Origin of the sequence: Micromonospora echinospora (assembly GCF_014203425.1) — a bacterium.
Lineage (GTDB): Bacteria > Actinomycetota > Actinomycetes > Mycobacteriales > Micromonosporaceae > Micromonospora > Micromonospora echinospora_A.
In genome coordinates this window covers 342,101-367,205 of record NZ_JACHJC010000001.1, presented here as the reverse complement: position 1 = coordinate 367,205, position 25,105 = coordinate 342,101, and the positions used below count along the sequence as shown (strand labels likewise).

At 71.0% G+C, this 25,105-nt stretch carries 21 protein-coding genes; 13 read left to right on the top strand and 8 right to left on the bottom strand.

Annotated features, from left to right (window positions below; translation table 11 throughout):
- Window positions 1-50 precede the first annotated feature (50 nt).
- Window positions 51-794, top strand: a complete 744-nt coding sequence (locus FHU28_RS32980; protein ID WP_184680182.1) for a phosphotransferase family protein — start codon at window positions 51-53, stop codon at window positions 792-794.
- 157 nt (window positions 795-951) lie between these two features.
- On the opposite strand, the gene FHU28_RS01650 is transcribed toward FHU28_RS32980, so the two are convergent.
- The 8 genes from FHU28_RS01650 to FHU28_RS01615 all read right to left on the bottom strand — a co-directional run bounded on the left by FHU28_RS01650 (window position 952) and on the right by FHU28_RS01615 (window position 10,044).
- Entirely contained in the window at window positions 952-1,611 is a 660-nt protein-coding gene (locus FHU28_RS01650) for a class I SAM-dependent DNA methyltransferase (protein ID WP_184680172.1), read from the bottom strand.
- Window positions 1,612-1,691: 80 nt separating this feature from the next.
- Window positions 1,692-2,105 (bottom strand): hypothetical protein, encoded by a 414-nt coding sequence (locus FHU28_RS01645; protein ID WP_184680170.1) that lies wholly within the window; start codon window positions 2,103-2,105, stop codon window positions 1,692-1,694.
- On the bottom strand, window positions 2,102-4,303 hold the full coding sequence (locus FHU28_RS32360; protein WP_184680167.1) for a site-specific integrase: 2,202 nt from the start codon (window positions 4,301-4,303) through the stop codon (window positions 2,102-2,104). The genes FHU28_RS01645 and FHU28_RS32360 overlap by 4 nt, the downstream gene beginning before the upstream one ends.
- Window positions 4,300-6,021, bottom strand: a complete 1,722-nt coding sequence (locus FHU28_RS01635) for a hypothetical protein (protein ID WP_184680164.1) — start codon at window positions 6,019-6,021, stop codon at window positions 4,300-4,302. The genes FHU28_RS32360 and FHU28_RS01635 overlap by 4 nt, the downstream gene beginning before the upstream one ends.
- A 23-nt stretch (window positions 6,022-6,044) precedes the next feature.
- Window positions 6,045-7,391 carry a site-specific integrase gene (locus FHU28_RS01630; protein ID WP_221453086.1) on the bottom strand — a complete coding sequence of 449 codons (1,347 nt, stop codon included), beginning with the start codon at window positions 7,389-7,391 and terminating at the stop codon, window positions 6,045-6,047.
- 97 nt (window positions 7,392-7,488) lie between these two features.
- Window positions 7,489-8,169, bottom strand: coding sequence for a hypothetical protein (locus tag FHU28_RS01625; protein WP_260412823.1), 681 nt, complete (start codon window positions 8,167-8,169; stop codon window positions 7,489-7,491).
- Window positions 8,166-9,146 carry a TRM11 family SAM-dependent methyltransferase gene (locus tag FHU28_RS01620; RefSeq protein ID WP_184680162.1) on the bottom strand — a complete coding sequence of 327 codons (981 nt, stop codon included), beginning with the start codon at window positions 9,144-9,146 and terminating at the stop codon, window positions 8,166-8,168. The genes FHU28_RS01625 and FHU28_RS01620 overlap by 4 nt, the downstream gene beginning before the upstream one ends.
- Entirely contained in the window at window positions 9,130-10,044 is a 915-nt protein-coding gene (locus tag FHU28_RS01615; protein ID WP_184680160.1) for a hypothetical protein, read from the bottom strand. The genes FHU28_RS01620 and FHU28_RS01615 overlap by 17 nt, the downstream gene beginning before the upstream one ends.
- A gap of 840 nt (window positions 10,045-10,884) precedes the next feature.
- Here FHU28_RS01615 and FHU28_RS01610 point away from each other — a divergent pair.
- From FHU28_RS01610 to FHU28_RS01555, 12 genes are all read left to right on the top strand, one after another.
- Window positions 10,885-11,766: a hypothetical protein gene (locus FHU28_RS01610; RefSeq protein WP_184680158.1), complete on the top strand. Its 882-nt coding sequence runs from the start codon at window positions 10,885-10,887 to the stop codon at window positions 11,764-11,766.
- A gap of 637 nt (window positions 11,767-12,403) precedes the next feature.
- Entirely contained in the window at window positions 12,404-12,814 is a 411-nt protein-coding gene (locus FHU28_RS01605; protein ID WP_184680156.1) for a pilin, read from the top strand.
- Between the two features lie 2 nt (window positions 12,815-12,816).
- Window positions 12,817-13,728 carry a TrbL/VirB6 family protein gene (locus tag FHU28_RS01600; RefSeq protein ID WP_184680154.1) on the top strand — a complete coding sequence of 304 codons (912 nt, stop codon included), beginning with the start codon at window positions 12,817-12,819 and terminating at the stop codon, window positions 13,726-13,728.
- Window positions 13,725-14,690 (top strand): PrgI family protein, encoded by a 966-nt coding sequence (locus FHU28_RS01595; RefSeq protein WP_184680152.1) that lies wholly within the window; start codon window positions 13,725-13,727, stop codon window positions 14,688-14,690. The genes FHU28_RS01600 and FHU28_RS01595 overlap by 4 nt, the downstream gene beginning before the upstream one ends.
- The gene (locus tag FHU28_RS01590) at window positions 14,687-16,519 is read left to right on the top strand and encodes a VirB4 family type IV secretion system protein (protein ID WP_184680150.1); all 1,833 of its coding nucleotides are present in this window, start codon (window positions 14,687-14,689) and stop codon (window positions 16,517-16,519) included. The genes FHU28_RS01595 and FHU28_RS01590 overlap by 4 nt, the downstream gene beginning before the upstream one ends.
- A 23-nt stretch (window positions 16,520-16,542) precedes the next feature.
- The gene (locus FHU28_RS01585) at window positions 16,543-19,032 is read left to right on the top strand and encodes a helicase HerA domain-containing protein (RefSeq protein WP_221453410.1); all 2,490 of its coding nucleotides are present in this window, start codon (window positions 16,543-16,545) and stop codon (window positions 19,030-19,032) included.
- A gap of 343 nt (window positions 19,033-19,375) precedes the next feature.
- Complete coding sequence (locus FHU28_RS01580) at window positions 19,376-20,260, top strand: replication-relaxation family protein (RefSeq protein ID WP_184689093.1); 885 nt, start codon at window positions 19,376-19,378, stop codon at window positions 20,258-20,260.
- A 555-nt stretch (window positions 20,261-20,815) separates the two neighbouring features.
- Window positions 20,816-21,631 (top strand): hypothetical protein, encoded by an 816-nt coding sequence (locus FHU28_RS01575; RefSeq protein WP_184680145.1) that lies wholly within the window; start codon window positions 20,816-20,818, stop codon window positions 21,629-21,631.
- Window positions 21,632-22,073: 442 nt separating this feature from the next.
- On the top strand, window positions 22,074-22,919 hold the full coding sequence (locus tag FHU28_RS01570) for a hypothetical protein (protein WP_184680143.1): 846 nt from the start codon (window positions 22,074-22,076) through the stop codon (window positions 22,917-22,919).
- Window positions 22,916-23,233: a hypothetical protein gene (locus FHU28_RS01565; protein ID WP_184680141.1), complete on the top strand. Its 318-nt coding sequence runs from the start codon at window positions 22,916-22,918 to the stop codon at window positions 23,231-23,233. Before FHU28_RS01570 ends, FHU28_RS01565 begins: the two co-directional genes overlap by 4 nt.
- Before the next feature lie 256 nt (window positions 23,234-23,489).
- Window positions 23,490-24,623, top strand: coding sequence for an FAD-dependent monooxygenase (locus tag FHU28_RS01560; protein ID WP_184680139.1), 1,134 nt, complete (start codon window positions 23,490-23,492; stop codon window positions 24,621-24,623).
- A 30-nt stretch (window positions 24,624-24,653) separates the two neighbouring features.
- Window positions 24,654-24,998, top strand: coding sequence for a histone-like nucleoid-structuring protein Lsr2 (locus tag FHU28_RS01555; RefSeq protein ID WP_184680137.1), 345 nt, complete (start codon window positions 24,654-24,656; stop codon window positions 24,996-24,998).
- Window positions 24,999-25,105: the final 107 nt, after the last annotated feature.

Sequence of the window (25,105 nt, the reverse complement as noted above, 5' to 3'; positions counted from 1 at the left end):
ATCGTTGATCGACGAGTTATGGCGTCGGCCAGTGCGCATAGGCTGAGCGAGTGTTCGCCGATGAGGAAGCCGACCCGTCCGAAGTGATTCTGGGCGGCGGGCGGTTGACCCCCGGGGTCGTCAAGATCGGTGAGACGGTGAGACGACCAAAGTCGGTTTTCACGAGGACGCTGTTGTTGCACCTTGCTCAGGCCGGCTTCGACGGCGTCCCGAAGTATCTCGGCTGCGACGAGCTCGACCGGGACATCCTGGCCTTCCTGCCGGGCGATGTCCCTGCGAAGTGGCGCGCTCTAACAGATGACCAGGTCGCGGCTGCTGGAGCGCTGTTGCGCCGCTTCCACGAGGCGAGCCGAGCTCTCGCCGATCATCTCGGCGATGGGCCAGTGATCTGCCATAACGACGCAGGGCCGAACAACACTGTCTTCCGTCACGGTCGACCGATCGCTTTCATCGACTTCGACTTTGCCGCCGTCGGTGACCCCCTCGAAGACGTCGCCTATATGGCCTGGTCATGGTGTATCTCGTCAAAGCCGGCACGAGGAGACGCGGCCAGCCAAGCGCACCAGGTCCGTGTCCTGGCCGACGCCTACGGACTTTCCACAGCTCAGCGTACCCGTCTAGTGGACGCCGTCTACGAACGTCTCATACGCAACGAGCGCTTCTGGACCGCACGCGCCTTCACCGGGCCGCCCGTGATCTCCGGGCCCTCGCCGGCCGAGGTGTTGGCGTGGACGTCGACGGAGAAGGCTTTCGTGGCGCGGTTCCAACGCGTATTCACCGCCGCCCTGGCGTAGGAACCGGCCCGAGCGCCGCGGACCTGGCCACCTCGCCCGCGGTGGTGTCGGAACTCGCGGACACGAGAAACGCAGACGGTCACGCGGTATCGAAATCGCCGTTGAAGTGCGGTCCATAGCTACAGACACAGCCAACCCTGGCTATGCCGGGCTGAGGCTACGCACCTCCGAAGTCAGTCTTGCGGACAAGCATGTACCCGTATGAGGGCTCCGGTTTTTCGGGTGGCGTGTTGCCCTGGAAGATCAAGGCGAACCCGGCGGCGGCGAAGCGTTCCTCCATTTCTCGAGCGGAGAGCCAGTAGCGGTCGAAGTCGATGCCGAAGCTCTCGACGCGGCTGCCGGGAGGGTTACGGTGCCCGGTGCCGTCGCCGTGCTTGAAGGCGGTCACCAGGTATCCGCCCGGCTTTACTACCCGGGCGAGTTCGGCGAAGGCCGGAATCCTGGCGTCTGGTGCCAGGTAGATCAGCGAGAACCAGCAGACCACTCCAGCCAGCGAGGCGCCCTCGAACGGCAGATCGCGCAGATCGGCAACTTCGTATGTGAAACCGGGGTTCTCCCGTTGTGCCACCTCGATCATCTTGGGCGAGAGATCCACGCCGCGAGGCGACAGACCCCGGCTCGTAAGGTAGGGAAGAAGGCGTCCGGTGCCGCAGCCCACGTCGGCGATCTGCGTGCCCACGGCCAAGGTCATCTCGGCGAACAGGTCGAGCATCGCCCGCTCGATCGGCATGCTCTCGAGCACTCCGCCCAGGTTCTTGGCGTACCACTCCGAGAGCACGTCATGAGCGTTTCGCAGTTCTTCGGTTCTGGCGTCCATTCCTCGTTGACCTTCCCGTCGAGACCGATGTGGCGGCGAATCTACCCCCGGCCGCCGGAGGCGCCTCCTATGGGGACGGATCAGCGTTCGTGTGCGGCGGGCAGGGCGACCAGATGGCCAGTTCTGCCCGTGCCGGTCCGGAGCTGGTGGTTTTCGAGTTCGAGGACGTTGATGATGCGGGCGAACGCGTCGTTCTCTCCTTGGAGCTTGTTGATCTCGGTGATGAGCTCTTTGATTCGGTCGGTTGCCTTGTTGAGGTCGTCGCGGAGCTTGCGTTCGTTGTCGGGGACGTGGCCGCGTGCGCGGACGCGGGCGTAGAAGTCGTCCTTGAGGTCGGTGTGACGGTGAGTGAGCAGGTGTCGTTTGACGTTGGCTTCGTCGGCGAGTGCGACGATGGTGAGTGATCCGTTGGAGCGAAGCGGTGTTCCGGCGAGGAGCCGGTCGATTGCTGCGCGGATGGCGTCGCGGTCGGCGGTGGCGGATCGAGCGTTCATGAGTCCTCCTGATCGGTGGTGATGCGGGAAGTGCGGTGGTCTGAGGCGAGTTGAGCGAGGTGATCGGCCTTCTGCCGCAGCCGGTCGGCGAGCGGCTCGGGCAGCAGCGGTGAGCTCGCTTGGGCGCGGAGCTCGGTTGCGGCGTTCTCGATCTGGCTGGCGTGCTCGTCGGTGCGCGCGATGTTGGCGCAGTTACTGCGGCAGCGGTCGAGGCTTGGTGTGGTCTGGCCGCCGCGGCTGGGATGGCAGAGTGCCTTGGCGCGGTCGTAGTTGCAGAACAGGAACGCGTCGCTGTTATGGAAGACGTTGAGCGCGGGGTCGGCCAGCAGGCTGCGGGCTTGGCGCGTGGTGGTGACCAGGCCGCCGAACCGGCGGTGTTGCGTGCCGGCGGCGTTGATCAGGCGACGCGCGGCTGGTCCGGAGATGCCGCCGCCGTTGTCGAGGGCTTCGTGGACGTCGGTCAGGTCCTGGGCGACAGCCCGGGCGGTCTCGAAGTCGAGGAGTTCGTGGATGCCGTTGCGGGATCGCGCCGCGTAGCCCTCGCTGATCAGAGTGCGCAGGTGACCGTATTGCACTGCCAAGGCGACGAGCCCGCCGGGTCGCCGGGCGATGTGCCAGGCGAGAGTGCGCCGGAACCGGCCGAGGCTGATGGCGCCGTGAGCGTCCGCCGGGATGGCCTCGGCTTCGCGTCCGCGTGACCGGGCATGTTGGTTGACCCACTCGATGAACGCCTTGACCCGGTTGTGGACCGTGACCGGTGAGAGCGAGCGCCCGGTGCGAATCTCGCTGGAGCGACGGTCTTCGGCCATCGTGTCGAACAGCAGCCGGCCTCCTTGGCTGAGCCGTTCCATCACCCGGACGGCGGCGACCACGGGCGGGACCGCGACCCACGGGACTCGAACGGCTCCGGCGGATTGGTGGACGCCGTTCTCGTCGAGGGCGTGTTTGAACTGCCGCCCGTGGATCAACGAGTGGGCGGGTGGGTCCTCGTCCGGGGCGGCGTCCTCAAGGGCCGTCGCGTAGATCAGTTGTCGTCCAGAGCCGGTCGCGGGCGGCTGTGGGCAGCAGCCTGCTTCCAACGCCAGGACTTCACCGGGACGCATTCCGGTGAGGTAGGCGATGACGACGAAGCAGGCGGTGGAGAGCATCCTGATCAGGTTTTGCCGCTCGTGGTAGAGGAACGGCTCGTGCCAGGGCTGCCCGTCGAGCTGGCCGGTGACCGGGGTGTCCAGCGGGGCTGACGTGTGGTGATCTCGAAGGTATTCCCGCCAGATCGGCCGCTGGAGGGTCGCTGCGACCGTGCGTGTCGGTGTGCCGGTCTTCGCAGCGAGGTAGATGATCGCCGCTCGGGCTGGCAGCCCTCCGGCGAAGATCACCGGGATCGGGTCGCCGGCCTGCTTGGTCGCGTGCAGGTAGCGCAGCAGCTGGTCGCTGCCCGTGGCCGTCGGGCCGGAGTCCGCCGCGGCGGCGGCCGCCATGATCTGTGCGCGTTCTTGGTGCGCGTTGAGGATGTCGTCGGCGAACTGCTCGACGAACCGCAGGGACCACACCAGCAGCGGTCCCATCGTCTGCGGGGTGATGGGCTCGGTCAGGTTCTCGCCTCGTGACGACGCGGCGGGCAGGTAGTCGTCGTGGCCGTCGCGCAGCCAGGGCGGCTCGGTGAGCCTGTTGGCGGCCGGCAGAAAGGCGGTGCCGTAGAAGTGCAGACGAGTCAGAGTGATCAGATGGCTGCAGGCGGTGTTGCGGGCCATGCCGCGCTGTTTGTGGAGGTGCTCGGCGAACGCGGTCAGGTCGTCTGCGGTCACGGCGGAGAGGGTGGGGATGCCGCGTGCGACGAGCCAGTGCGCGAATACGGCCCACTGCTGGATGGTCTTGAAGGTCCGATCGGCGCTGAGCTGGGCTCGCATCGGTGCTCCGCCGTGGGACAGGGGGACCGTGCGGGGAAGCGGCAGGGTGATGAGCGCCCAGGCCGCGTGCCGGAACGCCTCGCGGTAGGCGTCAGGGAACCGTTTCTTCCAGTAGACGATGCCCTCGCGCGTGGAGGGGTTCTGGCTCAGGGCCAGCAGCGACCATCGGTCGTCGCCGTAGCGGGGGACGGTTGCTCGCCGGTGCGGCTGGACTTGGTCGGGGTCGAAGACCCAATCGTGGGCTGCGGGGACGGCGCGTGTGTCGGACGGCAGGTTCAGGGCGTGGGTCATGAATCGAAGCTCCGTCGCAGCAGCTGGTTGACGCGGTCGCGGTCGATGGCGGTGATCTGGCGCAGCGCGTCGTCCCATTCGGTGCTGGTGAAGTGCGGGCCGGATATGAGGTCGTGCAGCCGCTCGAACGGTGCCGCCCAGTCCTGCTGCCAGATCTCCGGTTCCAGAACGGTGCGCAGCTCGCCGAGTGCCTGGTGTAGATAGGCCAGCCGGGGCAGGTGGCGGGGTGTGACCACCGCGTTCGGGCAGGCGGTGCAGGCCAGGAACGACGCCCGGCATGGCTGTCCGGTTTCGCTGAACGGGCTGAGGTGGTAGCCGGTGCAGCCCGTGGTGGCGGTGTCGCGGCGCGGGTCGCTGTCGGTGCGGCTGGCCCGGGCGCGGAAGGTCGTGTAGGCGGCAGCGATCGCGTCGGCGACGCCGGCGCTGATCTTCGGTGCGGCTTCGGCATGGGTGCGCGGGTCCGGCAGCACGTAGCGCGTGTCGTGGGTTTCGCGGGTGTGCTGCGTCGGCGTGCGGCGATGCGCGATCACTACGGTTCTGCGCAGCCGGCGCAGATTGAGGCTGACCCCTTCGCCGAAGCTGGCGCGCCGATTGTGCCAGACGTTGTCCTGCCAGCCGGTCTCGAACAACCGGCTGGGATCGCCCGCGACGTTGCGGGGACTCCATCCACGGCGCCAGATGATGAGCCGATCGGATGGCGTGCCCAGGCGGGCGAGTGTCTCCCGGGCGGCCCACGTCGCCTCCAGCGCCTGGGTTACCAACCGTCCGGGTGAGTTCGCACCCCAGTCGGCGAGGTTGCGGGTCTCGAACTGGGACGCGGCACCGCGGCGCCGTTTCTCCAGCTCGATCCGGTGAATGATCTGGTCCGGATTGCCGGCGTCCGGGCTCGAGTCAGGAGTCCTCAGCTCCATCACCGGGGTGACGTTCCAGCCGTAGGCGGCCACGAACAGCACGACCAGCGAGCACGCCTCCTCCCCGCTGAGGAACAGCCGCATCCAGGTGCGCTCAGGCCCCTTGCCGCCCAGCGCCGTCGCGTAGGCGGACACGATGCGTTTTCTGCCGTCCGTGCCGATGTAGCTGGGCGCTTCGCCGCATCGGACAAGGTGGTCCAGTGCCTCGCCGACCAGGTGCTCACGGGTGGCCGGCGCGAACTGGCCCCCTCTCCACCGTTCCAGGTGCTCGCGACCTTGCCGGATCCGTTGCAACGCGGCCCGGAACCGGCGTGCCGCCGCCTTCTTGAGTTCGTCGAACTCGGCGTCGGAGTATGCGGTCTCGCGGACCACCGCGTTGGGGATGCGCTGGGTGAGTAGCAGCAGCCGGGTCTCGTGCGGCAGCTGCGGATGATCTCGTAGGAACGTCGCCATCTTGCGCAGCTGCACCGGCCCGACCGTGGTGTCCGGTCGGCTCAACTTGAACGCCGCCCACACGCTCGGCGTCAGGTCTTTGACCGCGCTCGGCGGCGGTTGCAGTGTGGCCACGAACCGGGCGAAGTACAGAGCGATCAGCCACATTTCCCGGCTGGAGGCGATGCTGCGCCATGTCCCGTCCGGGCCGACGCGTCGGGCGAAGGTCTCGGCGAACTCCCGACGCAACTGGTCGGCCACCGGCAGCGTCCCGAAGTCGTAGACCGCGGTTCGTTCGCCGTCCTCGGCCACGTGTCGAACCACCAGCTCACCGGCCGCCAACGGCTGCTCACGCTGGTGATCACCGACCGGCATCGCGGCGGCTCTGCCCCGGGGGCTCACCAGCCGCCCTCGGTGTCCATGACCCGCTCGGACTGCCGGGCGATCTGGGCCAGCAGTTCGGTCGCCCCGCCGTCGACCTGCTCCTGCAGCAGCGATCTGACCTGCAGATCGGAGACCGGGGCCAGGTAGATCGAGCGGGTGGTCTCCTCGCTCGCGTGATCGAGGAGGTTCTTCACCAGGCTCCAAGCGTCGCCGTAGAGCAGCCGGAAGTCGTGCCGTTCCTGCACGCTCAACCCGAACCGGTTGTCGAGCGCGTGCTGCAACGCCACCAGCATGTAGAGCGCGAAGGAATGCCTGGCCATATGCGGTGTGAAGAACGGCGGCTGCCCGACCCGGCCGGCCAGCTGCACCTCACACCTCTGCGACGCCGCCCGGTAGACCGCCTCCCAAGAGTGCGGCAGGAACGGCAAACCGTTCTCGGCCAGCCACAACCACAGCGGCTCCAAACCCTGCTCACCCTGCACGAACAGCCAGCGCCGCTCCTCAACGTCCAGAGTGGTCACGTGACGCCGCACCACCTGGCCATCGCCCAGACGGCAGTGCAGCACCCGACCGGCATGGCCGGACCGGTCCACCACCACCATCTGCTCGGCGCCGAGCTCGTACCGGCCGTGCGCCTGCGCTCGCCGCACCGCGGCCCGGCGCGTGGTGTTCACGTACGCCCACACCGCGCGCAGCGCGTCTGCGGACACGTAGAACGTGCGTTCGCGGCGGCTCTTCGTGGCCTCCCTGCCCAGCCGGGCGTCGAAGTACAACCGGTCCGAGGCGGCCATCTCTGGCATCTCGATGGTCAGCAGCGAGCCGCCCTCCGAACGGCGCATGCCCGAGGAGAACAGCACGTCGGAGTACGCGGCATTGCGGTCGTCGTTGCGCCCCCGCCACCGCGGATCACGCCGGCCGTCCGCGTCGTAACCGCGCAGCCCGACGTCACGCCACAACCGATACGCCCGCGGTGTCAACCACTTCACGTTGCTCGACCGAGCGGCCTTCGCCCGCGCCGCCGGCACCCGGACCAACTCGCCGTGCCGCCCGCGTACTTCACGCTCCGTCACCGGGCTCGCGGGCAGGAAGCCCTGCCGGGCGGCCCAGCCGTAAAGTCGGCGAAGGGCCGCCAGCTCGCGATTCCACTTCGCCCCGCTGATCCGCCGTGGATTGCGCGTCGACCAGCGCCGCCAGTCCTCGAAGTCGAGCAGGTCCTCCGCGGTCGCGCGGTCCCAGCCCTTACCGCGCGACCACAGGAAGTTGAAGAACAGGCAGCTGTCCCCGGCATAGTTTCGCCTGGTCTCTCGGGCGAGCCGGGCGAAGGAGGAGCGCGTCAGGTACAACGTCAGCCGGGCGTCCACCCGCTGGTCAGGATCGACCAGGAAGGCATCTCCGGGATCGATCCGGCACGCTGCCTCACGCTCACCAAGATCGGTCCATCGCTGGAGTATGGGGTGGTCACTTGCTACCACGGCGCCGTTCCTCGGCACCCAGTGCACACGCCACCGGGAGATCAACTTTGCAACACTGAGAGTCGTCACACGAAGATCTAATAGGGAAGAATCCGCACGACGACTTCGGGGTGTTTCCGAGGCCGTGCCGGCGCAGGTAACGCAAGCAGTCGTCGCGCCGCCAACCGAGGTCCAGCAGGGGGAAGACGTTGCGCATGTAGGCGACGTCGGCGTCGCGGGCCCGGCCGATCTCGTCCAGGCTGATCCCGATCGCCATCTCCGCGATCACGCCGGCCGGTACCCGCCTCGGGTGCGGGTAGCCGAGCCGGCGCCGCACCTCCGCCTTGATCGGTTTGATCTTGTATTCGCTGGTGCACTGCCGGCGGGCCATGCCCCGCTCGCCGGCCGGCCCGAGGGTGAACAGGGGCATGCTGGCGAAGCGGTGGGCCGGGTCGAGCGCGTCAGCGCGGATGTTCCCGGCGCTGACGCGTACGACCTCGATCCCGGCCCGCTCGGCGATCCCGGTCAGCCGGCCCAGGTGCCGGTAGACGGCGGCCGGTTCCCACGAGGTGTCGGCGAAGACTGCGGCGTCAAACGGTGGGATCCTGCCCTGGGCGGCCAGCAGCAGGAGCGTGGAGCTCTGCACACCGGCGCCCAGGGACAGGTAGCGGTGGGTGGGTGCGGTCACGCCACCACCCCGGATTCCGGCGCCGGGCTCTTGACGAACACGAGGACGTCCTCGTGCGCGATCAGGTGCATGGGAGTGCCACCAGCTCGGGCCTTACGGACGGCCTGGAGTTGAAAGAACGACGGCCGCGCCACGAGCCCGCCATCGCGGACAGCCGCGAGCAGCGCCACACACCGGTCCACCGGGGTGAGGCCAGCCCGGATGCCGGCGCCGATCACCGCGCTGGGCAGGTCGACGAGTTCGCCGTGCTTGCGCCACGGCCTGGCGGTCACGACGACGACTCCGCCGGGGCGCAGGAGGGTGTGGCAGCCGGCGAGGATCTGGGCGAACCCGTCGGCGAGTCCGGTGAGGTCGCGGTAGGCGAGGTTCCCGCGGTCGGTGCCGTCGTTGTAGGCGTTGTCGAACTTCGCCACCCCGTCGGCGCCGGGCCGGACCAAGCCGTGCACGGTCGGCCCGTACGGCGGCGACGTCACCACCAGCGCCACCTGCCCGGCCAGGGCCCCGGGTACGAGCGACAGGATGCCGGTGGCGTCGCCGCGGATCACCCCGGCCCTTCCGGTCGCACCCTGGGCATGGGCGTGCTTGATGTTGGCGTCGGCGATGTCGGACCACCGGGACTCGTACTCCACCCCGATCGCGTCCCGGTCGGCGTGGATCGCCTCGACCAGGGTCGTGCCGATCCCACACATCGGGTCAAGTACCAGGTCTCCCGGCTGGGTGTAGGCGTTGACGGCGTGCGCGGCGATCGCGGGCAGCATCCGGGCCGGATGCTGCACCGACTCGCGGACGTAACGGCCGCGGCGCTGGACCGGTCCGGTGGACTGGGCGGTCGCCCACACCGACAGGCCCTCCGGGCCGGGAGCAGCCCGATGACGTCCGACCGGGTCAGTGCTCGCGGCGGCCGTCGGGTTCTGCCCGCTGGACTTGTCGGGCTCGTTGGCGGTGGTGTGTGCGCGGTGCTTAGCCACGGCGACCACCGCCCTCGCGCCCGCCCCGGCGCGGAGCCTGACGCTGGGGCTGGCTGAACACCATCAGGTCCGCGTGGACCCGCAGGTGCGCCACCCGCCACCTGTCGCCCATGGCGGTGGTGAGGGTGAGCAGTTCCTCGTCGGTGACGTGGTAGACGAACGCGTCCCCGTCGGTGTCGGCGGTGACGGCGACGAGGTGCTGCAGGTAGCCCAGCCCGACACTGGCGGCGGCCTGGACCACGCCGGAGAAGTCCTCCGGCCCGGCGGTGGTGCCGGCCGGAACGGTGACGACGAGGATCAGGCAGCCACCCGGCTGCAGCAGCGCGGCGCAGCCGGTCAGCAGCCACGCCAGCCGCACCCGGTTGGTCGCGGCGTGGGGGTCGAGGGGCCAGCAGGCGACCACGAGACTGGTCGCCTGCTGCAGGGAACCGCCGGGCGGCGGGCCGGCGACCGTGTCGGCCGGTGGGTGCAGGTCCGGGTCGGTGAGGTCGTCTCCGAACCAGGCCCCCATCTCCGGCAGGTCCTCGTCCTCGTCGGTGCCGCCGGCGGTGCCGGCGGGCGGACGGGGAGTGGCCGGGCCGACGATCAGGCTGGAGGCGTCGGTGAACCACGCTGGGTGGTGCCGACGGCCCCCGGCCGCGCAGGCGGAGGTGAGGGCGTGGTCGCCGGTGAGGTCGACGACGACCTCACCGGGGCGGCTGTAGGCGGCGACGAGCCGGGCGGCGAGGCGGGTGCCGATGCTTCGGCCGGCGTCGCCCGGGGTGCGGGCGGTGCGCCAGACGGTAAGCGGTACCGGCGGGTCGCCGGCGACCAGGTCGGTCGGGGTGGGGTCGACCTCGGCCAGGGTGCCGGTGTCGACGGTGGGATCGTGCTGCGGGTTGTGGTGCTGCGGCGTGTGCTCGCTCATGTGGTGTCGGCTCCGCGCCGCGCCGTGGTGCGCTGACACCCTCAAACCGGTGTTTGTCAGCTGTGGCGAACACCTGCCGATCTCACGGTGATCTCACGACTGTCTGACAGCCGATTCCTGTCCGCTCGGCTGACCTCGGGAACGCGGGATGATTTGGCGGTCGCTGGCTCGACTGGGCCAGGCGGGCGTCGTGAGATCGTCACAGCCCTCCGCCACCTCCGGCTGTCAGACGCGCACGGTCACGACCACCTCAACCATGACAGCGACTTGGATCGATGACACGCGGGTGCTGGCCGGTAGTGTCAGATCGCCGTCCGGTGTCCTGGACGGCAGCGGCGTCTGTCCCGAAGGTGGCGATGTCACCGAGGACACCGGTGCCGGACTGTCATCGGAGGCGGCGGGCGTGTCAGACCGTCCCTACGCCGGACGAACGCTGTCAGACGGCGCGGTGACGATGACACTCGGCCGCGGTGTCAGCCGGTCGCGAGCTGACACCACGCCGTCCGCGGGGCGCTGCCAGACGCTGTGAGACCGGCAGACCCCGTTGTCAGACCCCTCGGCGGTGTCATGTCCCTCGCGGCCTTGGTCCTGTGTCCGCCGCCTCCTGTCGTGTCAAGGCGCAGGTCAACACGGGTTTGTCAGAACGGCGACGCGCGCTGACACCGGTCTTCAGCCAGCGGGGGCCGGTGGCGGCTGACGCCGTCGAGCCGATGTTCCATGCCTGTCGGCCTGCGCTGTCAGGGGCCGGTGAGACCGCGGTGGCGCAATGGCGGTCAGACGCGCCGGCCACACCACTCCGGCCCGTCATCGACGTTCGTCTCTGACATGGGAGTTTGTGACATGACCGCGTCCGCCAAGGACTGGCCCGACTCACCGCTGGACGCCGTGGACACCGCGTTCGCCGCCCTGACCTGCGACCCCGACCCGCTGTCCCTGGACCTCGACCCGCTGGCCGACGAACTCGGCGATGACAGCGGTCTGCCCGGTGGTGTCATCGCGCTGCCGGCGTTGCGGCAGTGGCTGCTGGAGCATCCCCGCGCCTACACGGCCCGTGATGTCGTGTGGCGGGAGTTGGTCCGCCGCGCCCGTCTCGACGGGCCCGCCTGGGTCATCGCCGCGGTCGCTCTGGCGATGCCGGCGCTGCGCCGCTACGCCGGCCGGCTGCACACCGGCTGGGCCGGTGACGCCCACGACCTGGACGCCGAGATCCTCACCGGCTTCCTGAGCGCCCTACGTGACCGGGTCGACCTGGCCAAGCCGGCGCCGTACGCGGCGTTGTGCATGGCGGCGTGGCGGGCCGGCCACGAGCTGCGGCAGCGGGACGGCGCCGAGGCCGTGCCGGTGGACGACCTCGAGCATGTCACCGGCCCGCGCACCCCGAAGCGTCCCTACGGCCATCCGGACCTCCTCGTACGCCGGGCGGTCGAGTTGGGCATCGTCGACGCCTGCGACGAGCAGCCCTACATTGATGTGCGGCTGGGCCGGCGGGCTATCGAACCGATCGCCGCCCGCCTCGGCCTGGAGGTCGACACGCTGCGGCGGCGCGTCGAGCGCATCGACGTCCGCATTGCCGACGCGCTCGCCGCCGGGATGCTCACCGAGGCGACCTCGCCCCGGGCGCGGGAAGACCTCGCCGCTGCGGCCGAGCGACGGCAGCACATCCGGGCCGCCCGCGGTGGCGCCCGGCCGGCCGCGGCGCGGGTGAGGCTGGCAGCCGCCTGACCGCCGACCATTCCGCAGGCTCTCCGGTCGCGGGCCCGACCATCTGGTCGGGCCCGCGACCACGTCCGGCGAACCCAGCCCTTTCCACCGCTGCGACCGGCCCCACCCGGTACGGGGGAGAACCGCCGTGGCCGCTGCCGAGCGGGCCTGACGGATCTTTCGCGGATCTGACAGCGGCGCTGACGGGGTGTTGATTCGGCGGCTGTGAGATTCGGGGCCGAGCCGACGGCGAGGTCCGCCACCAGCGGCATGATCGTCGGAAATGCCGCTGACCAGGGCTGTCAGAGGTTCGTGAGGTCGCGTCGGAGCGCTGTGGGATCGGCAGGTGTTCGCCACGGCTCACAAACGCCGGTTTGAGGGTGCGGAACTCCTCCGACGCCACTGCGGCGTCACGCAGGGGGCTGGTTCCGCCCGCCGCCGGGCCGGGAGGCCTTGTCGGTACGGGACCGGGTGCCTCGGGTGCCGCGCCACGTTGATGCGCTGACACCTCATCGATCACCGCTTACCCGAACGGGAGGATGAGCTCCTCCCGAGGTTCACCACGGTCCCCTCCGACGGGCGTCTCCCGAGCCCAGCGGCGGCCTCCTACCCACGTCGAATCGCCCCGGCGCGAGCCGGGGCGGGAGGTGCCGCCATCATGTTCCGCCCGCTGTGGGTACGTTTCCGTGCCCTGACCGCCCTGTCCCACGCGCCGATGACCACTCGCGCGCTTCGCCGCATCGCCCGCGTCGCCACGCCCGCCGCAGCGGCCGTGACGCTGCTGGCGGTGCCGGCCGCCGCCTACGCCGACCCCGGCGGCCCGGTCATCCTGGCCGCCAACGACCTACCCACCGTCATCGCCAACCTGCAGACCTGGTTGATGGGCATCCTCGCAGCCGTCGCCACCCTGTTCCTGGTCCTCGCGGGCGTGTACTGGGCCACCGCCGGTGGCGACCCGGCCCAGGTCGACAAGGCCAAGGGCGCGTTGAAGAACGCCCTGATCGGCTACGGCCTAGCCGTCCTCGCGCCGATCCTGCTGCAGGTCGTCAAGGGAATCGTCGGAGGCTGACGATGACCTGGGCGCTCAACCAGATCCTCGACTGGTTCGCCGGTCTGCTCCTGGACTGCCTCAACGGGTTGATCACCGCGATCACCCACGCGCTGCTGATCACCCCGGACGTCACCGCGCTGCCGCAGGTGCAGGCCCTGACCGGACGGTCGATCTGGGTCGTCGACACCGTCTTCGTCCTGGTGTTCGTCGCCGCCGGCGTCCTGACCATGGTCGCCGGCGGCGACGAACGGGCCCGCTACACCGCCAAGGACCTCATGCCGCGGTGTGTCGTCGGGTTCGTCACCGCCCACTTCTCCCAACTGATCGCCGGCCAACTCATCGCGCTGGCCAACGCGTTCACCACCGCCCTGACCGCGCAGAACTTCCACGGCGACAGCGCCCTCGACGCGATCAAGACCCACCTGCTCGCCGCCCGGGACCAGACCGCCGGGCTGCTATTCCTCGTCTGCCTGGCGATCATCGTGTTCCTGCTCGCCGCCACGGCCTGCAGTGTGATCGTCCGGTTCGCGGTCGCCCTGATCCTCACCGCGGTCGCCCCGATCGCCCTCGCCTGTCACGCCCTGCCGCAGACCGACGGGGTGGCCCGCATGTGGTGGCGCTCCTACGTCGCCATGCTGGCCATCCCCGTGGCGCAGGCGTTCGTCCTATTCGCCGGACAGTGGATGCTGCTGGACACCAGCAACATGCTGCCGCTGCTCGGCCTACCGGTCGAACCGGGCGGCGTGCTCAACCTGTTCGTGGTGATGGTCCTGCTCTGGACCACGCTCAAGGTGCCGGGGCTACTGCGCCGCTATGCCACCAGCGGCGGCGGACGCGGCGGCAACCCACTCGGCGCGATCGTGCGGGTCGTCGTGGTGCAGCAACTCACCCGCGGCCTGCGCATCCCCGGCCTTCGGGCGGTGGGGCGATGAGCCGCGACCCCCGCGACGAACAACCGGTCACCGCCCGCATGCCCGCCGACGTGGACGCGCCGGACAAGGTGCTCTACGGGCTGACGTTCCGGCAACTCGCGATCCTCGCCGTCGCCGCCGTCATCTTCTACGGCGCCTGGCGCGCCCTCCACGCGATCGTGCCCGCACCGGTGCTACTCGGCGCCGCTGTCGTCCTCGGCGGCCTGGTGTTCGGCCTCGCGGTCGGCCGCCGCGATGGACTGCCCATGGACGTGTGGCTGACCTCCGCGGTCCGCCACTCTCGGGCGCCACGCGCGTTGTCCACCACCGACACCACCGCGAAGACACCCGACTGGGTGCAGGCCCCGGCGTCGAAGGTGATGCTGCCGGCGCCGTTGAAGCTTCCCGCCGACGCCATCGATGACCACGGGGAGATCAGCCTCGACGGTGTGAAGGCGGCGATGGTCGCGGCGACCAGTGTCAACCTGGCGCTGCGCACCGCCGACGAGCAGGCCGCCCTGGTCGACACCTTCGGCCGCTGGTTGAACTCGCTGTCGACGCCGACGCAGATCGTGGTGTCGGCGCAGCCGGTCGACCTGCACTCCGCCGCCCGCACCCTCGCCCACGCCGCCGAGGTGATGCCGCACCCAGCTCTCGCCGACGCGGCGGGCGACCACGCCCGGTTCCTCGACGACCTCGCGCAGCGGCGGGATCCGCTGCGCCGGCAGGTCCTCATCGTCACCCGCACCAATGCGGGTGAGCGGGGCGAGCACGCCGCCCGGCGCCGCGCCGACCAGACCGTCCGGTCCCTGTCCGGGCTGGGCGTCACCACCCGCGCCCTGGATGGCCACGCCACCACCGCCGCCCTGGCCGCCGCGGCCGACCCCTACCGGCCGCCCCGACCCGGCGGACTCGCCGCCCCCGACACCACCATCACCGGACCTCCGGCCCGGAGTCCGACACCCCGAAGGACATCATCATGACGATCCGCATACGTCGCCCGACGACCCGCACCCGCCCGGACGCCACGGCGCTGCCCCCCGCCGGAGGCGTCGCGGCGACGGTGGCACCGGCCTCGGTGGAGGTGACGCCGCGGTTCCTGCGGGTCGGAGACGGCTACGCCGCCACCCTCGTGGTCACCGGCTACCCGGCCGAGGTCGGGCCGGCGTGGCTGGAGCCGCTGCTGTCCTGGCCGGGCCGCCTCGACCTCGCCCTGCACATCGACCCGATCCCCGCGCCAGTCGCGGCGTCGCGGCTGCGGAACCAGCGGGCCAGGTTCGAATCGTCCCGTCGGGCCGACGAGCAGAAGGGCAAACTCACCGACCCGTACGTGGAGGCCGCCGCCGACGACGCCGCCGACCTCGCCGAACGCCTCGCCCGCGGGGCAGCGAAGCTGTTCCGCGTCGGCCTGTACCTGACCGTGCACGCCCGCACCGAACCCGAACTCCTCGACGCGTGCGCGCAGGTGAAGGCCGCCGCCGCGTCCACCCTGATCGAAGTGCAGCCCGCGACGTGGCGGCATCTGCCCGGCTGGACCACCACCCTGCCCTTGGCGACGGACAGCCTGCAGATGCGCCGCACCATGGACACCCAGGCCTTGGCGGCGGCGTTCCCGCTCGCCAGCGCGGATCTGCCGGCGCCGCTGCCCGGCGACCCGGCCACCACCGGCGGTGTCCTGTACGGGGTGAACCCGGACTCGCAGGGCATCGTCTGGTGGGACCGGTGGGCGCAGGAGAACCACAACAGCGTCGTCCTGGCCCGCTCCGGCGCCGGGAAGTCCTACTTCGTCAAGCTCGACGTGCTGCGCAACCTGTACCAGGGGGTGCAGGTCGCCGTCGTTGACCCCGAGGACGAATACCTCCGGTTGGCCGACGCGGTCGGCGGCACCATCGTGCGACTCGGCGCACCCGGCGTGAAGATCAACCCTCTGGACCTGCCGGCCGGGGACATCCGCCCGGACGTGCTCACCCGCCGCGGCCTGTTCCTCCACACGTTGATCAGCGTGTTGGTGGGGCAGCTGCCGCCGCCCGCCGAACGCGCCGCCCTGGACCGGGCGATCCTCGCCGTCTACCGGCAGGCGGGCATCACGGCCGACCCGGCCACCCACCACCGGCCGGCGCCCCTGCTGAAGGATCTGGCCGCGACCCTGCGAGCCGACGACGCCGCCGCCGCGCACGAACTCGCCGCCCGGCTCGCCCCGTGGGTGGCTGGTTCGTACTCCGACCTGTTCGACTCCCCGACCACGACCCGCCCGGACGGGCACCTCGTCGTGTGGAGCCTGCGGCACCTGCCGGACGAGCTGCGGACCGTCGGCACTTTGCTCGCCCTGGACGAGATCTGGCGGCAGGTCGACCTGCCGCGGCAGTACCGCACCAGCTCCTCGCCGGAGGCGCGGCGGCTGGTCGTGGTGGACGAGGCATGGCTGCTGATGCGCGACGGGGAAGGCGCCCGGTTCCTGTTCAAGATGTCCAAGGCCGGCCGGAAACGCAACGCTGGCCTGTCGGTCATCACCCAGGACGTCGCCGACGTGCTCGGCACCGACCTCGGCCAGGCCGTCGTGTCGAACGCGGCCACGCAGGTGTTGCTCAAGCAGGCCCCGCAGGCCATCGATCAGGTCGCCGACGCGTTCGGTCTCACCGCGGGCGAGCGGCGGATGCTGCTGTCCGCCCGGGTCGGGCACGGCCTGCTGATCTCCGGCACGAACCGGACCGCGTTCGAGTCGATCTCCTCCCAGGCCGAACACCTTCTCGCGACCACGAAGCCGTCCGACCTCGCCGACCTCGACTCCGACGATGGGGAGGATGAGCTGTGACACCCCTGCGTGCCCTCTCGCCGATGCCGGCGCCCAGCCCGTCCGGGCCGGGCGCCGGTCTCATCTCTCCGCCAGTCGCGCCCACCCGCTGGATTCTGCACGCCGCGCAGTGGGCGGCCGACCGGCCGTGGCTCCTGGCAGTCGCCGCCGCCCTGCTCGTCGTCTACGTCGCCGGGCGGAACCTGCTCGACGGGTGGCGGCACCGCCGCCACCTCGAGGGCGCCCGCCTCGTCACGGTCGCCCCACCGCCGGAGGTCGACCCGCACAGCGCCGCCGCGCTGTGGGCGAATCTGCACGGCACGCTCACCCCGTCCCGCCGACGCAGGCTGCTGTACGGCGCCCCGCACGTCGCGTGGCAGTACACCTGGACCGGCCGGCAGCTCCTCATCTCGCTCTGGGTACCCGGAACGGTGCCGGCCGGGGCGGTCGAGGCCGCCGTGCGGGCCGCGTGGCCCGGCGCCGCCTGCACCACCGACAACCAGGCCCCACCGCCGATCCCCCTCGATGTGCCGGCCGCCGTCGGCGGGCACCTGCTGCCGACCGCCGCGGAGTGGTTGCCGTTCGAAACCGACCACGACAACGACCCGCTGCGGGCGCTGATGTCGGCCGGGTCGCAGCTGAAACCGGATGAGTACGTCTGTGTGCAGGTCCTCGCCCGCCCCGCCACCCCCCGCCGGGCCGCACGCGCCCGTCGCGCCGCCGGCCGAATGCGCGACGGTAAGACGGCCGTACCGGCCATCAATCCCGCCGCGCCGCTGCTGTGGCTCGTCGAGGCGTTCCTGCCCGGCCGTACCGCCACCACCCGCAGCGGCGGCGGCCAGCCGGCCGGCCGCCGGGACCCCGGCGTGGAGCGGGACGTGCGGGCGATCCTCGACAAGACCGCCCACCCGCTGTGGACGATCGGCATCCGCTACGCCATCGCGAAGAACAACCACCGCGGAGGGTCCCGGCCGGAGGGCAGGCTGCGAGGTGTCGCGGACGCGGTCGCCTCGTCGTTCGCCGTCTACGCCGGCCGCAACCGGCTCGCCCACCGGGCGCGGATGACGCAACCGGTGGCCGTGCTGGCCACACGGCGGCTCGGAGCGGGGTTCCTGGCCTCCACCCCCGAGCTGGCCGTCCTCGCCGCCCTGCCACGGGATCTGGCCGTTCCGGGGCTGGACCGGGCGCGAGCGAAGTCCATGCCCGCCCCCGTGGCGGTGCCCACCGGCGGCCGCGGGATGAAAGTCCTCGGCGACGCCGAAGTCGGTGGCCACGCGGTGGCCCTGTCCGTCGCCGATGCGAGGTATCACATGCATGTGGTCGGATCGACGGGCTCCGGGAAGACGACCCTGCTGGTCAACATGGCCGTCGAGGACATCAAAGCCGGCCGGGGCACCGTGGTCATCGACCCGCACGGCGACATGGTCCTGGACATCCTCGACCGGCTTCCCGCCAGCGTCGCCGGGCGGGTGGTGCTGTTCGATCCCGACCAGCCCAACCCGCCGACCCTCAACCCGCTGTCCGGCAGCGACCCGGACCTGGTCGTGGACAACCTGGTGTCGATCTTCGGGAACATCTTCGCGAAGGCGTGGGGGCCGCGGATGGACGACGTGATGCGGGTGGCCTGCCTGACCCTGCTGCGGCACGCCAACGTAACCCTCCAACACATCCCGCCCCTGCTCAACTCGGCGCAGTTCCGGTCGGCGATGACCGTCGGCTTGGACGATCCGGCCGGCCTGTCCGGGTTCTGGCAGTGGTACGACGACCTCAACCCGGCCCTGCGCTCCCAGGTCATCGGCCCGGTCCTGGCCCGCCTGCGGGCGTTCCTGCTGCGGGACTTCGTTAAACGCACCATGCGCTACCCCCAATCGAGCTTCGACATGGGCAAAGTCCTCGACGGTGGGGCGCTGCTGGTACGCATCCCAAAGGGGCAGTTGGGTGAGGACACCAGCAAGCTGCTCGGCTCCCTGGTTCTGGCGCAGGTGTGGCAGGCCGCGACCGCCCGGGCGGCCGTGCCGGCGGACAAACGCCGGGACGCCACGTTGATCATCGACGAGTGTCAGAACTTCCTGACCCTCGCCAACTCCCTCGACTCGATGCTGGCGGAGGCGCGGAAGTACCGGCTGTCGATGGTCCTCGCCCACCAGGACCTGGCCCAGTTCCCGAAGGACCTCCTCGCGGCGGCGTCGGCGAACGCCCGCAACAAGCTGTACTTCTCCGTCGCCCCCGAGGACGCCCGCGTCCTCGCGAGGCATACCTTGCCCGAACTCGACGAGCACGACCTGACCCACCTGGACGCCTACACCGCCGCCGGACGCCTCGTCGTCGACGGGCGGCAGACGCCGGCGTTCACCCTCAGGACCCGGCCGCCGAAGCCGGTCGTGGGGGAGGCGACGGTGATCCGGCAGGCCGCGGCGGAGGCGGTGCCGGCGCAGGACACCAGCGCTATCGACGACCTCGTCGACCGGTTCTCGGCCCGACCCGACGACAACCGCCGGGCCCGGGGCAAGAGCGGTCCGAAGGCGAACGCCTGAACGCCGCAGGGCGGTTGGCGATAGATCGACAGACCAGGCCGGCCAGGTCGGCCGGGTCTACTGCGTCCCGGTCACCCCTTCCGTGAGGGCTTCACCAGCCCTTCACCACCGATCACCACACCGCACTGACAGATCCGGCTCTCCGGGTCTGTCAGTGCCGCTCACCGGCGGTCACCAGCCTCCGGTGACCACCTCACCGAACTCAGACACCCTCCCCTCGGAGGGAACTCCTCTTCCGCCTGGAGCATCCACCGTGCCTACCAACAACTCCGTCTCCCGGTCGTCGTCCGCCTCGTCCTCCGGCTCCTCGTCCGGTTCCCGTTCGTCCTCCCGTCTCGCTCGTCTGGACCGGCTTCGTCGACTCACCACCCGTGATCATCAACTCTTGCGGTTGCTCGCCGAGCACTACGTGCTCTCCACCGACCAGATCACGTCGGCGCTGTTCCCGTCCCGTCGCTCTGCCCGGCTCCGCCTCGCCCAGCTGCACCAGATGGAGGCGGTCAGTCGTTTCGTGGACGTCACCACCGGCAGCGGCCAGCATCTCTACACCCTCGGCCCACTCGGTGCCGTGGTCCACCCGACCCAGTTCAACGACCCGAACAGCGCTGGTGCCCGAGCGCCGCGGACCAGCATCGAACGGACCGAACGCATCATCGGCAGCCGCCGCCTGCCCCACCTGCTCGGCACCAACCAGCTCTTCATCGACCTGCTCGGCTACGCCCGCACCGACGAGCACGCCCGGCTGGCCCGGTGGTGGTCCGAACAACACACCACTGCCACGTTCGCCGCCGCCTCCTACGCCGCCGGCAGCGGAACCGGTGTCCAGCCCGACGGACACGGCATCTGGCACGCCGGTGGGCACACCGTCGGGTTCTTCCTCGAACACGACAACGGCACCGAACCCCTCGGCACCGTGCTGCGCAAGCTGCGCGGCTACGAGCAGCTCGCCCGCTACGGGCCGCGGTACCCGGTGCTGCTGCGCGTCCCCGGCCGCCGCCGCGAGCAGCACCTCCTCGACGCCCTCGCCGGAGTGCCCACCGCGATGCCCGTCGCCACCGGCCTGCACGGCGAGCACCCCGCCGGGCCTGCCTGGACCCTCACCACCGATCCGGGCCTGCGCCGCTGGCTGCATGAACTGCCCTCAGATCACGGCCCGGACAACCCGGCCACCAACCCGCACCGCTTCACCGACACCGACCTGAGCGGCCCCGCCGACCCGGAGCCCTGACGCCCACCTTCACCGCACGCGGAGGGGGTCGTCCACCGTCGTGGGCGACTGTGAGACTGACCGGATCTCACAGCCTCACCGTTCCTCACCCGCTTAATCGAGCGGTCGTCTGACAGGGCAGGTCAACCGCACTTCTGACGATCGTGACGGCGGCCGGCGCTGACAGATCCGGCCGCTACCGTCATCGGCACCACCTTCACCCATATATCGCTCCACCCGGTCCGGTCCCATCTCGGGAACCACCGCCGCACCCCAACGGTGCGCTCCGCCCACCCGCCTTCACGGCCGGTCGGCGCCCGCGCCGCGCGGCGACCCCCAGGTCGCACCGCACCACCAGCACCAACCCGCACCACCAGCACCACCAGCACCCACCCGCACCGCCAGCACCAACCCGCACCGCCAGCACCAACCCGCACCGCCAGCACCAGCCCGCTCCACCAGCAGCGACTCTGCTGCACCCATTCCCTGTTCGTCCCGTGAGTCGACCCATGTACCCGGTGGGCCGACCACTTCCGCGCGCCCAACAACGCGCCCCGACCGAAGGAGGAACCCCTCATGACCGCAACCAACGGTGCCGCGACTCCGCTGAGCCGCTACGGCACCCGCGTGCCGACGGTGACGCCCCGCCCGGGCCGCAAGCCCGCCCCCGCGGCAACCACCACCGCCAGCACCACGGCGCCCACCAGCCCGGTGGTCACGCCGACCGCGACGATCAACACCATGATCGTCTGCCTGCCCGACGGCCTGCCGTCGCAGGCCCTGACCGCCACCCAGCTCGACCGGCACTTCGGCGTGTCCGGCACCCTGCAGTCCCGTTTCTGGGCCATCCCTGACATGTGGCTGTGGCAGCGGCGCGACCTGGTCGCACCGCGCAAGGGACGTCCGGTGTACTGCGCCGGCGGACCGGTCAAGCTGCTCGACCTGGACGCCATGCGTCACGCCGCCGGCGTCGGCGCCGGCATCCGCCACCAACTGTGGCAGCAGGTCGTGCACGGCACCCGGCCGGCCACCCCGTGGCCGACCCTGCTGGCCCGCCACCTGGCGGAACCCGCCAAATACCCGCGCGAGCGGGCCGAGGCGGACTTCAACAACCAGCCCCGCGTCAACGCGATGCGGATGCACAACGCGGCCAGCTACGGCGCCGCCCACCTCAGCCCTGGGGAGCTGGAGATGTTCCAGGCAGGCCCGATGGCCTACCAGCACTACAGCGCCACCACCGCCGTGTGCGGCGACGCCCTGCTCACCCCGGACGGGCACAAGTTCGCACCCGCGAGCGATGTCCTCACCCACCGGGTGACCTACCTCGAGCAGGCGACCCGGTACCTCGACACCATCGAGGCCGACCAGCGGCTGCTCGCCGTCGCCCTGTAGCACCACCGGATCCGGATCCGGAACCGGTCGGGCATCGCCACCCATCCCTTCTTCCCTGGGGATCGGCGGCGGCCCGGCCGGCTCCACCCCCTTCCCCGCCGCCCCGGCCACCAGCAGCAGCAGCAGACGCGAGCTCTGCAGACGCGAGCTCTGCAGCCGCGTCCCTGAGCGTCCCGGCCCTCCGACGCACACACCCGCCGCGACGAGTGCGGCCACACCCCCCACACGACATTGACCACCACCTGAACCGCGCCCGCCTGCACTACATCCGACCCGCTCCTGCGGGCGATCTGCCGTACCCACGGGGGGCCAAAGCGGCGTGGCGTGGACCCACTGCCGGCCCCGTGCGGCACCGCCCGGCGCCCCGGGCTGGGGCTCCCCGCAAGCCCGGCCGGTGAACGGCCGACCTTTCCCTCTTCCCCTACCAGGAGGTTCCTTCGCCATGTCCGGCCGACTGTGGTTCCGCGTCGACGACGTCCTGCCCCTCGCCGAACACGCCGCAGCAACCACCGCGCACCTGCGCACCCGGCAGCAGTACCGGGCCGGCGTCCCGGACCAGGCCGCGCTCATCTGGTCCCACGACACCGACGGTGACTGGTTGTCCTCCAACGGGATCCCCCGCTGGTACGACGCCGACGGCGCCGACCACCGGGTCCTCGCCGAAACGTGGACCCACACCGCCACCGGCGCCACCGGCAACCCGGTCCCCGCCGACGACGGACACGGATTCCTGCCCTTGCACACCGACCACCGGGACGGCCGGCGGGACCTGCTGGACCTGCTCCGCTACGCCCGCCACCACGGTGCGCACTGGTTCGGACTGCACCCCGACCCGGCGAGCGAGGCCGCAGGAGACCGCTACCGCATCTCCCGCCACCGCGGCGACATCCCCCCGCCGCTGTCCACCTGGACCCCGGCGACCGTGACCTGCGACGTGGTCGGCGGCGGTGCCTACCGCGCCATGGTCGCCCCCGGCTACACCACCCTCACCCGCAGCGGACTGCTGTGCCGCTTCCCTCTGTTCGCGGTGCAGCGTATGGCCACCCACCTCGACGGCCTCTACCCCGGTGACATGCCGGGCGAGCACCCCCGGCTGCGGTTCGACGGCGACGAGGTCGCCGTCGAGTGGGAGCACGACGACGGCTTGGACGGCCGCTGGATCGAGGACGACCGGGTCGCCCCGGACGCCAACCGCTGCTACGCCATCGGCGCCTACCAGTGGCCGTGGACCCTCGTCGCGTCCGAGACGACCTTCCGCGCCGCCGACCCGAAGGACCGGTCGCTGTGATCGTCGACGAGGTGTTCCACCAGGGCGGCCCTGGCAGCTACGAGCTGACCCGGGTGCACCACACCGACGGGTACGTCCTGCGGGTGCAGGTGTACCGGGACAGCTACGCCAAGCAGAGCACGGCGGTCGCCGAGGTCCTCACCCCACTGTTCACCTGGACCATCATCGCCAGCAGCCCCGGTCACAGCTGGCACCGCACCACCCCGACCACCGCGCCGAACGCAGGGACGCTGATCCCGGTCGCCGACGAGGTGCTGCAGCGGGCGCGGCGGATCCTTCCCGTGCCGCCGCCGTTCACCGCGCCCGGCCGGTAACCCCACCAAGGCCGCACCCTGCCGCGCTGCCGCCGTTCGGTCGCACCTCGCGCACCAGCCGGCGCAGCCCGGCCCCGCTCCTCGCACACGTCCATCCACTCGCCGCACCACGGCGGCTGACCCGCGCGTCCACGGCCCGCCGCCGGTGACGCGCTTTCTCACTGGCACGACCTGGCCGATGCCCGGCCACCCGCGCACTCGCGCAGACCCGGGCACGGCTGTGCCCGGGTTCCCACCCCTGCCGAAGGGAACCCTCATGACATCCACCAGCAGGCCCCGCATCGCGGTCGTCGGCGGCAGCATCACCGGCCCCGTCACCGCGCTGCTGTTGCTGCACGCCGGATTCGACGACGTCACCGTCTACGAGGCGGCGCCGGCGTCCGCGCCCTTGGGCGGCGGCCTCATCGGCCTGGAACATCCCGCCCTGGACGTGCTCGACCGCCTCGACATCCCGCAACACGAGTTCGTCGCCCACGACTCCGAGGCCATCGTTCAGATGACCATCCGCGACCGCCACCCCGCCGAGACCATCCGACGCACCTACCCGGGCCGCAACACCACCTGGACGCTGCTGCACCAGGCGCTGACTCGCCGCCTCCCCGCCGGGGTCCTGCACACCGGCATGAAGGTCACCGCCCTGGCCGAACAGACCGGCCAGCCGGAGCTGTGGTTCCGCGACGGCCACACCGAGGCCGCCGACCTGGTCGTGTTCGCCGACGGCCGATCCTCCACCGGCCGCCGGCTGCTCGACCCCGACCGGAACCTGCGGTACGCCGGCTACGTCGCCCACCGCGGCATCGCCGACACCACCCCTGAGCCTGGGCTGCGGGACTTCCTGAGGCTGCAGCCCTGCCCCGGCGCGCAGTTCAACCTCGCCCCGGTACCCGGCGGCTGCGACTGGACCTTCTACCTCAACTGCACCAGCAGCGAATACGCGCAGCGGTTCGGCGCCGACCCCACCCGCCGGGTCTTCGCCCTACCCCGACACGTCGGCCCCGCCGCCCGCACCCACGTCGACACCCACGCCGACCTGCTACTGCCGGCAGACCACGCCGCCGTCGTCCACGCCACCACCACCCGCATGGCGGTACCGGTCCTCGACATCACCCCACCGCAGCGCATGGTCTGGCCCGTCGGCGCCGGCCAAGCCGTACTGCTCGGCGACGCCCTCGCCCCCGTCCGCCCGCACACCGCCCGCGGCGCCAACAACGGCATCGAACAGGCCGCCGGCCTCGCCGCCGCCCTCACCCAGCACCGCAAGTACGCCGCCGACCTCACCGCCGCCCTGCACGGCTGGCAACGCCGACACCTGCCCGCCGCCGTCGCCGCCGTGCACCGCGGGCCCGCCATCGGCCACCAGCTCGGCCTCGGCACCCAGACCGCCCAGTAACCCGCCCCTCGAAGAAAGGAGGTGGCCCTCGTGGCCACCCACACCACCGCGATCGTCGTCGACGACCTCGACGGCACCACCGACGACGTCGCCACCTACCAGTTCACCTTCAACGGCGTCACCTACGAGATCGACCTGTCCGCCGGCAACTTCGACCGTATGGCCGCGGCCTTCGCCCCCTTCATCACCGCGGGACGCCGCCTGCCGAAACAGGCCAAGGCGCCTCGGCGGCAGCGCGGCACCACCACCAGCCGCACCCAGGAGATCCGCACCTGGTGGTGGACCACGAACTGGCAGGAGCTGAGCCTGCCCCGACCGCGAACCGGCGGCGTCATCCCCGCCACGGTCCGTGACGCCTACCACGCCGCGCACTGACCCCCGGTCCTCAATGTGCCGCCCGGTGATCTCGCCGGGCGGCACACCTGTGCGCGCCGCCGGAGTCCCGCAGTACGGGCAGATGACTTGATCAATGCCCGACTCGA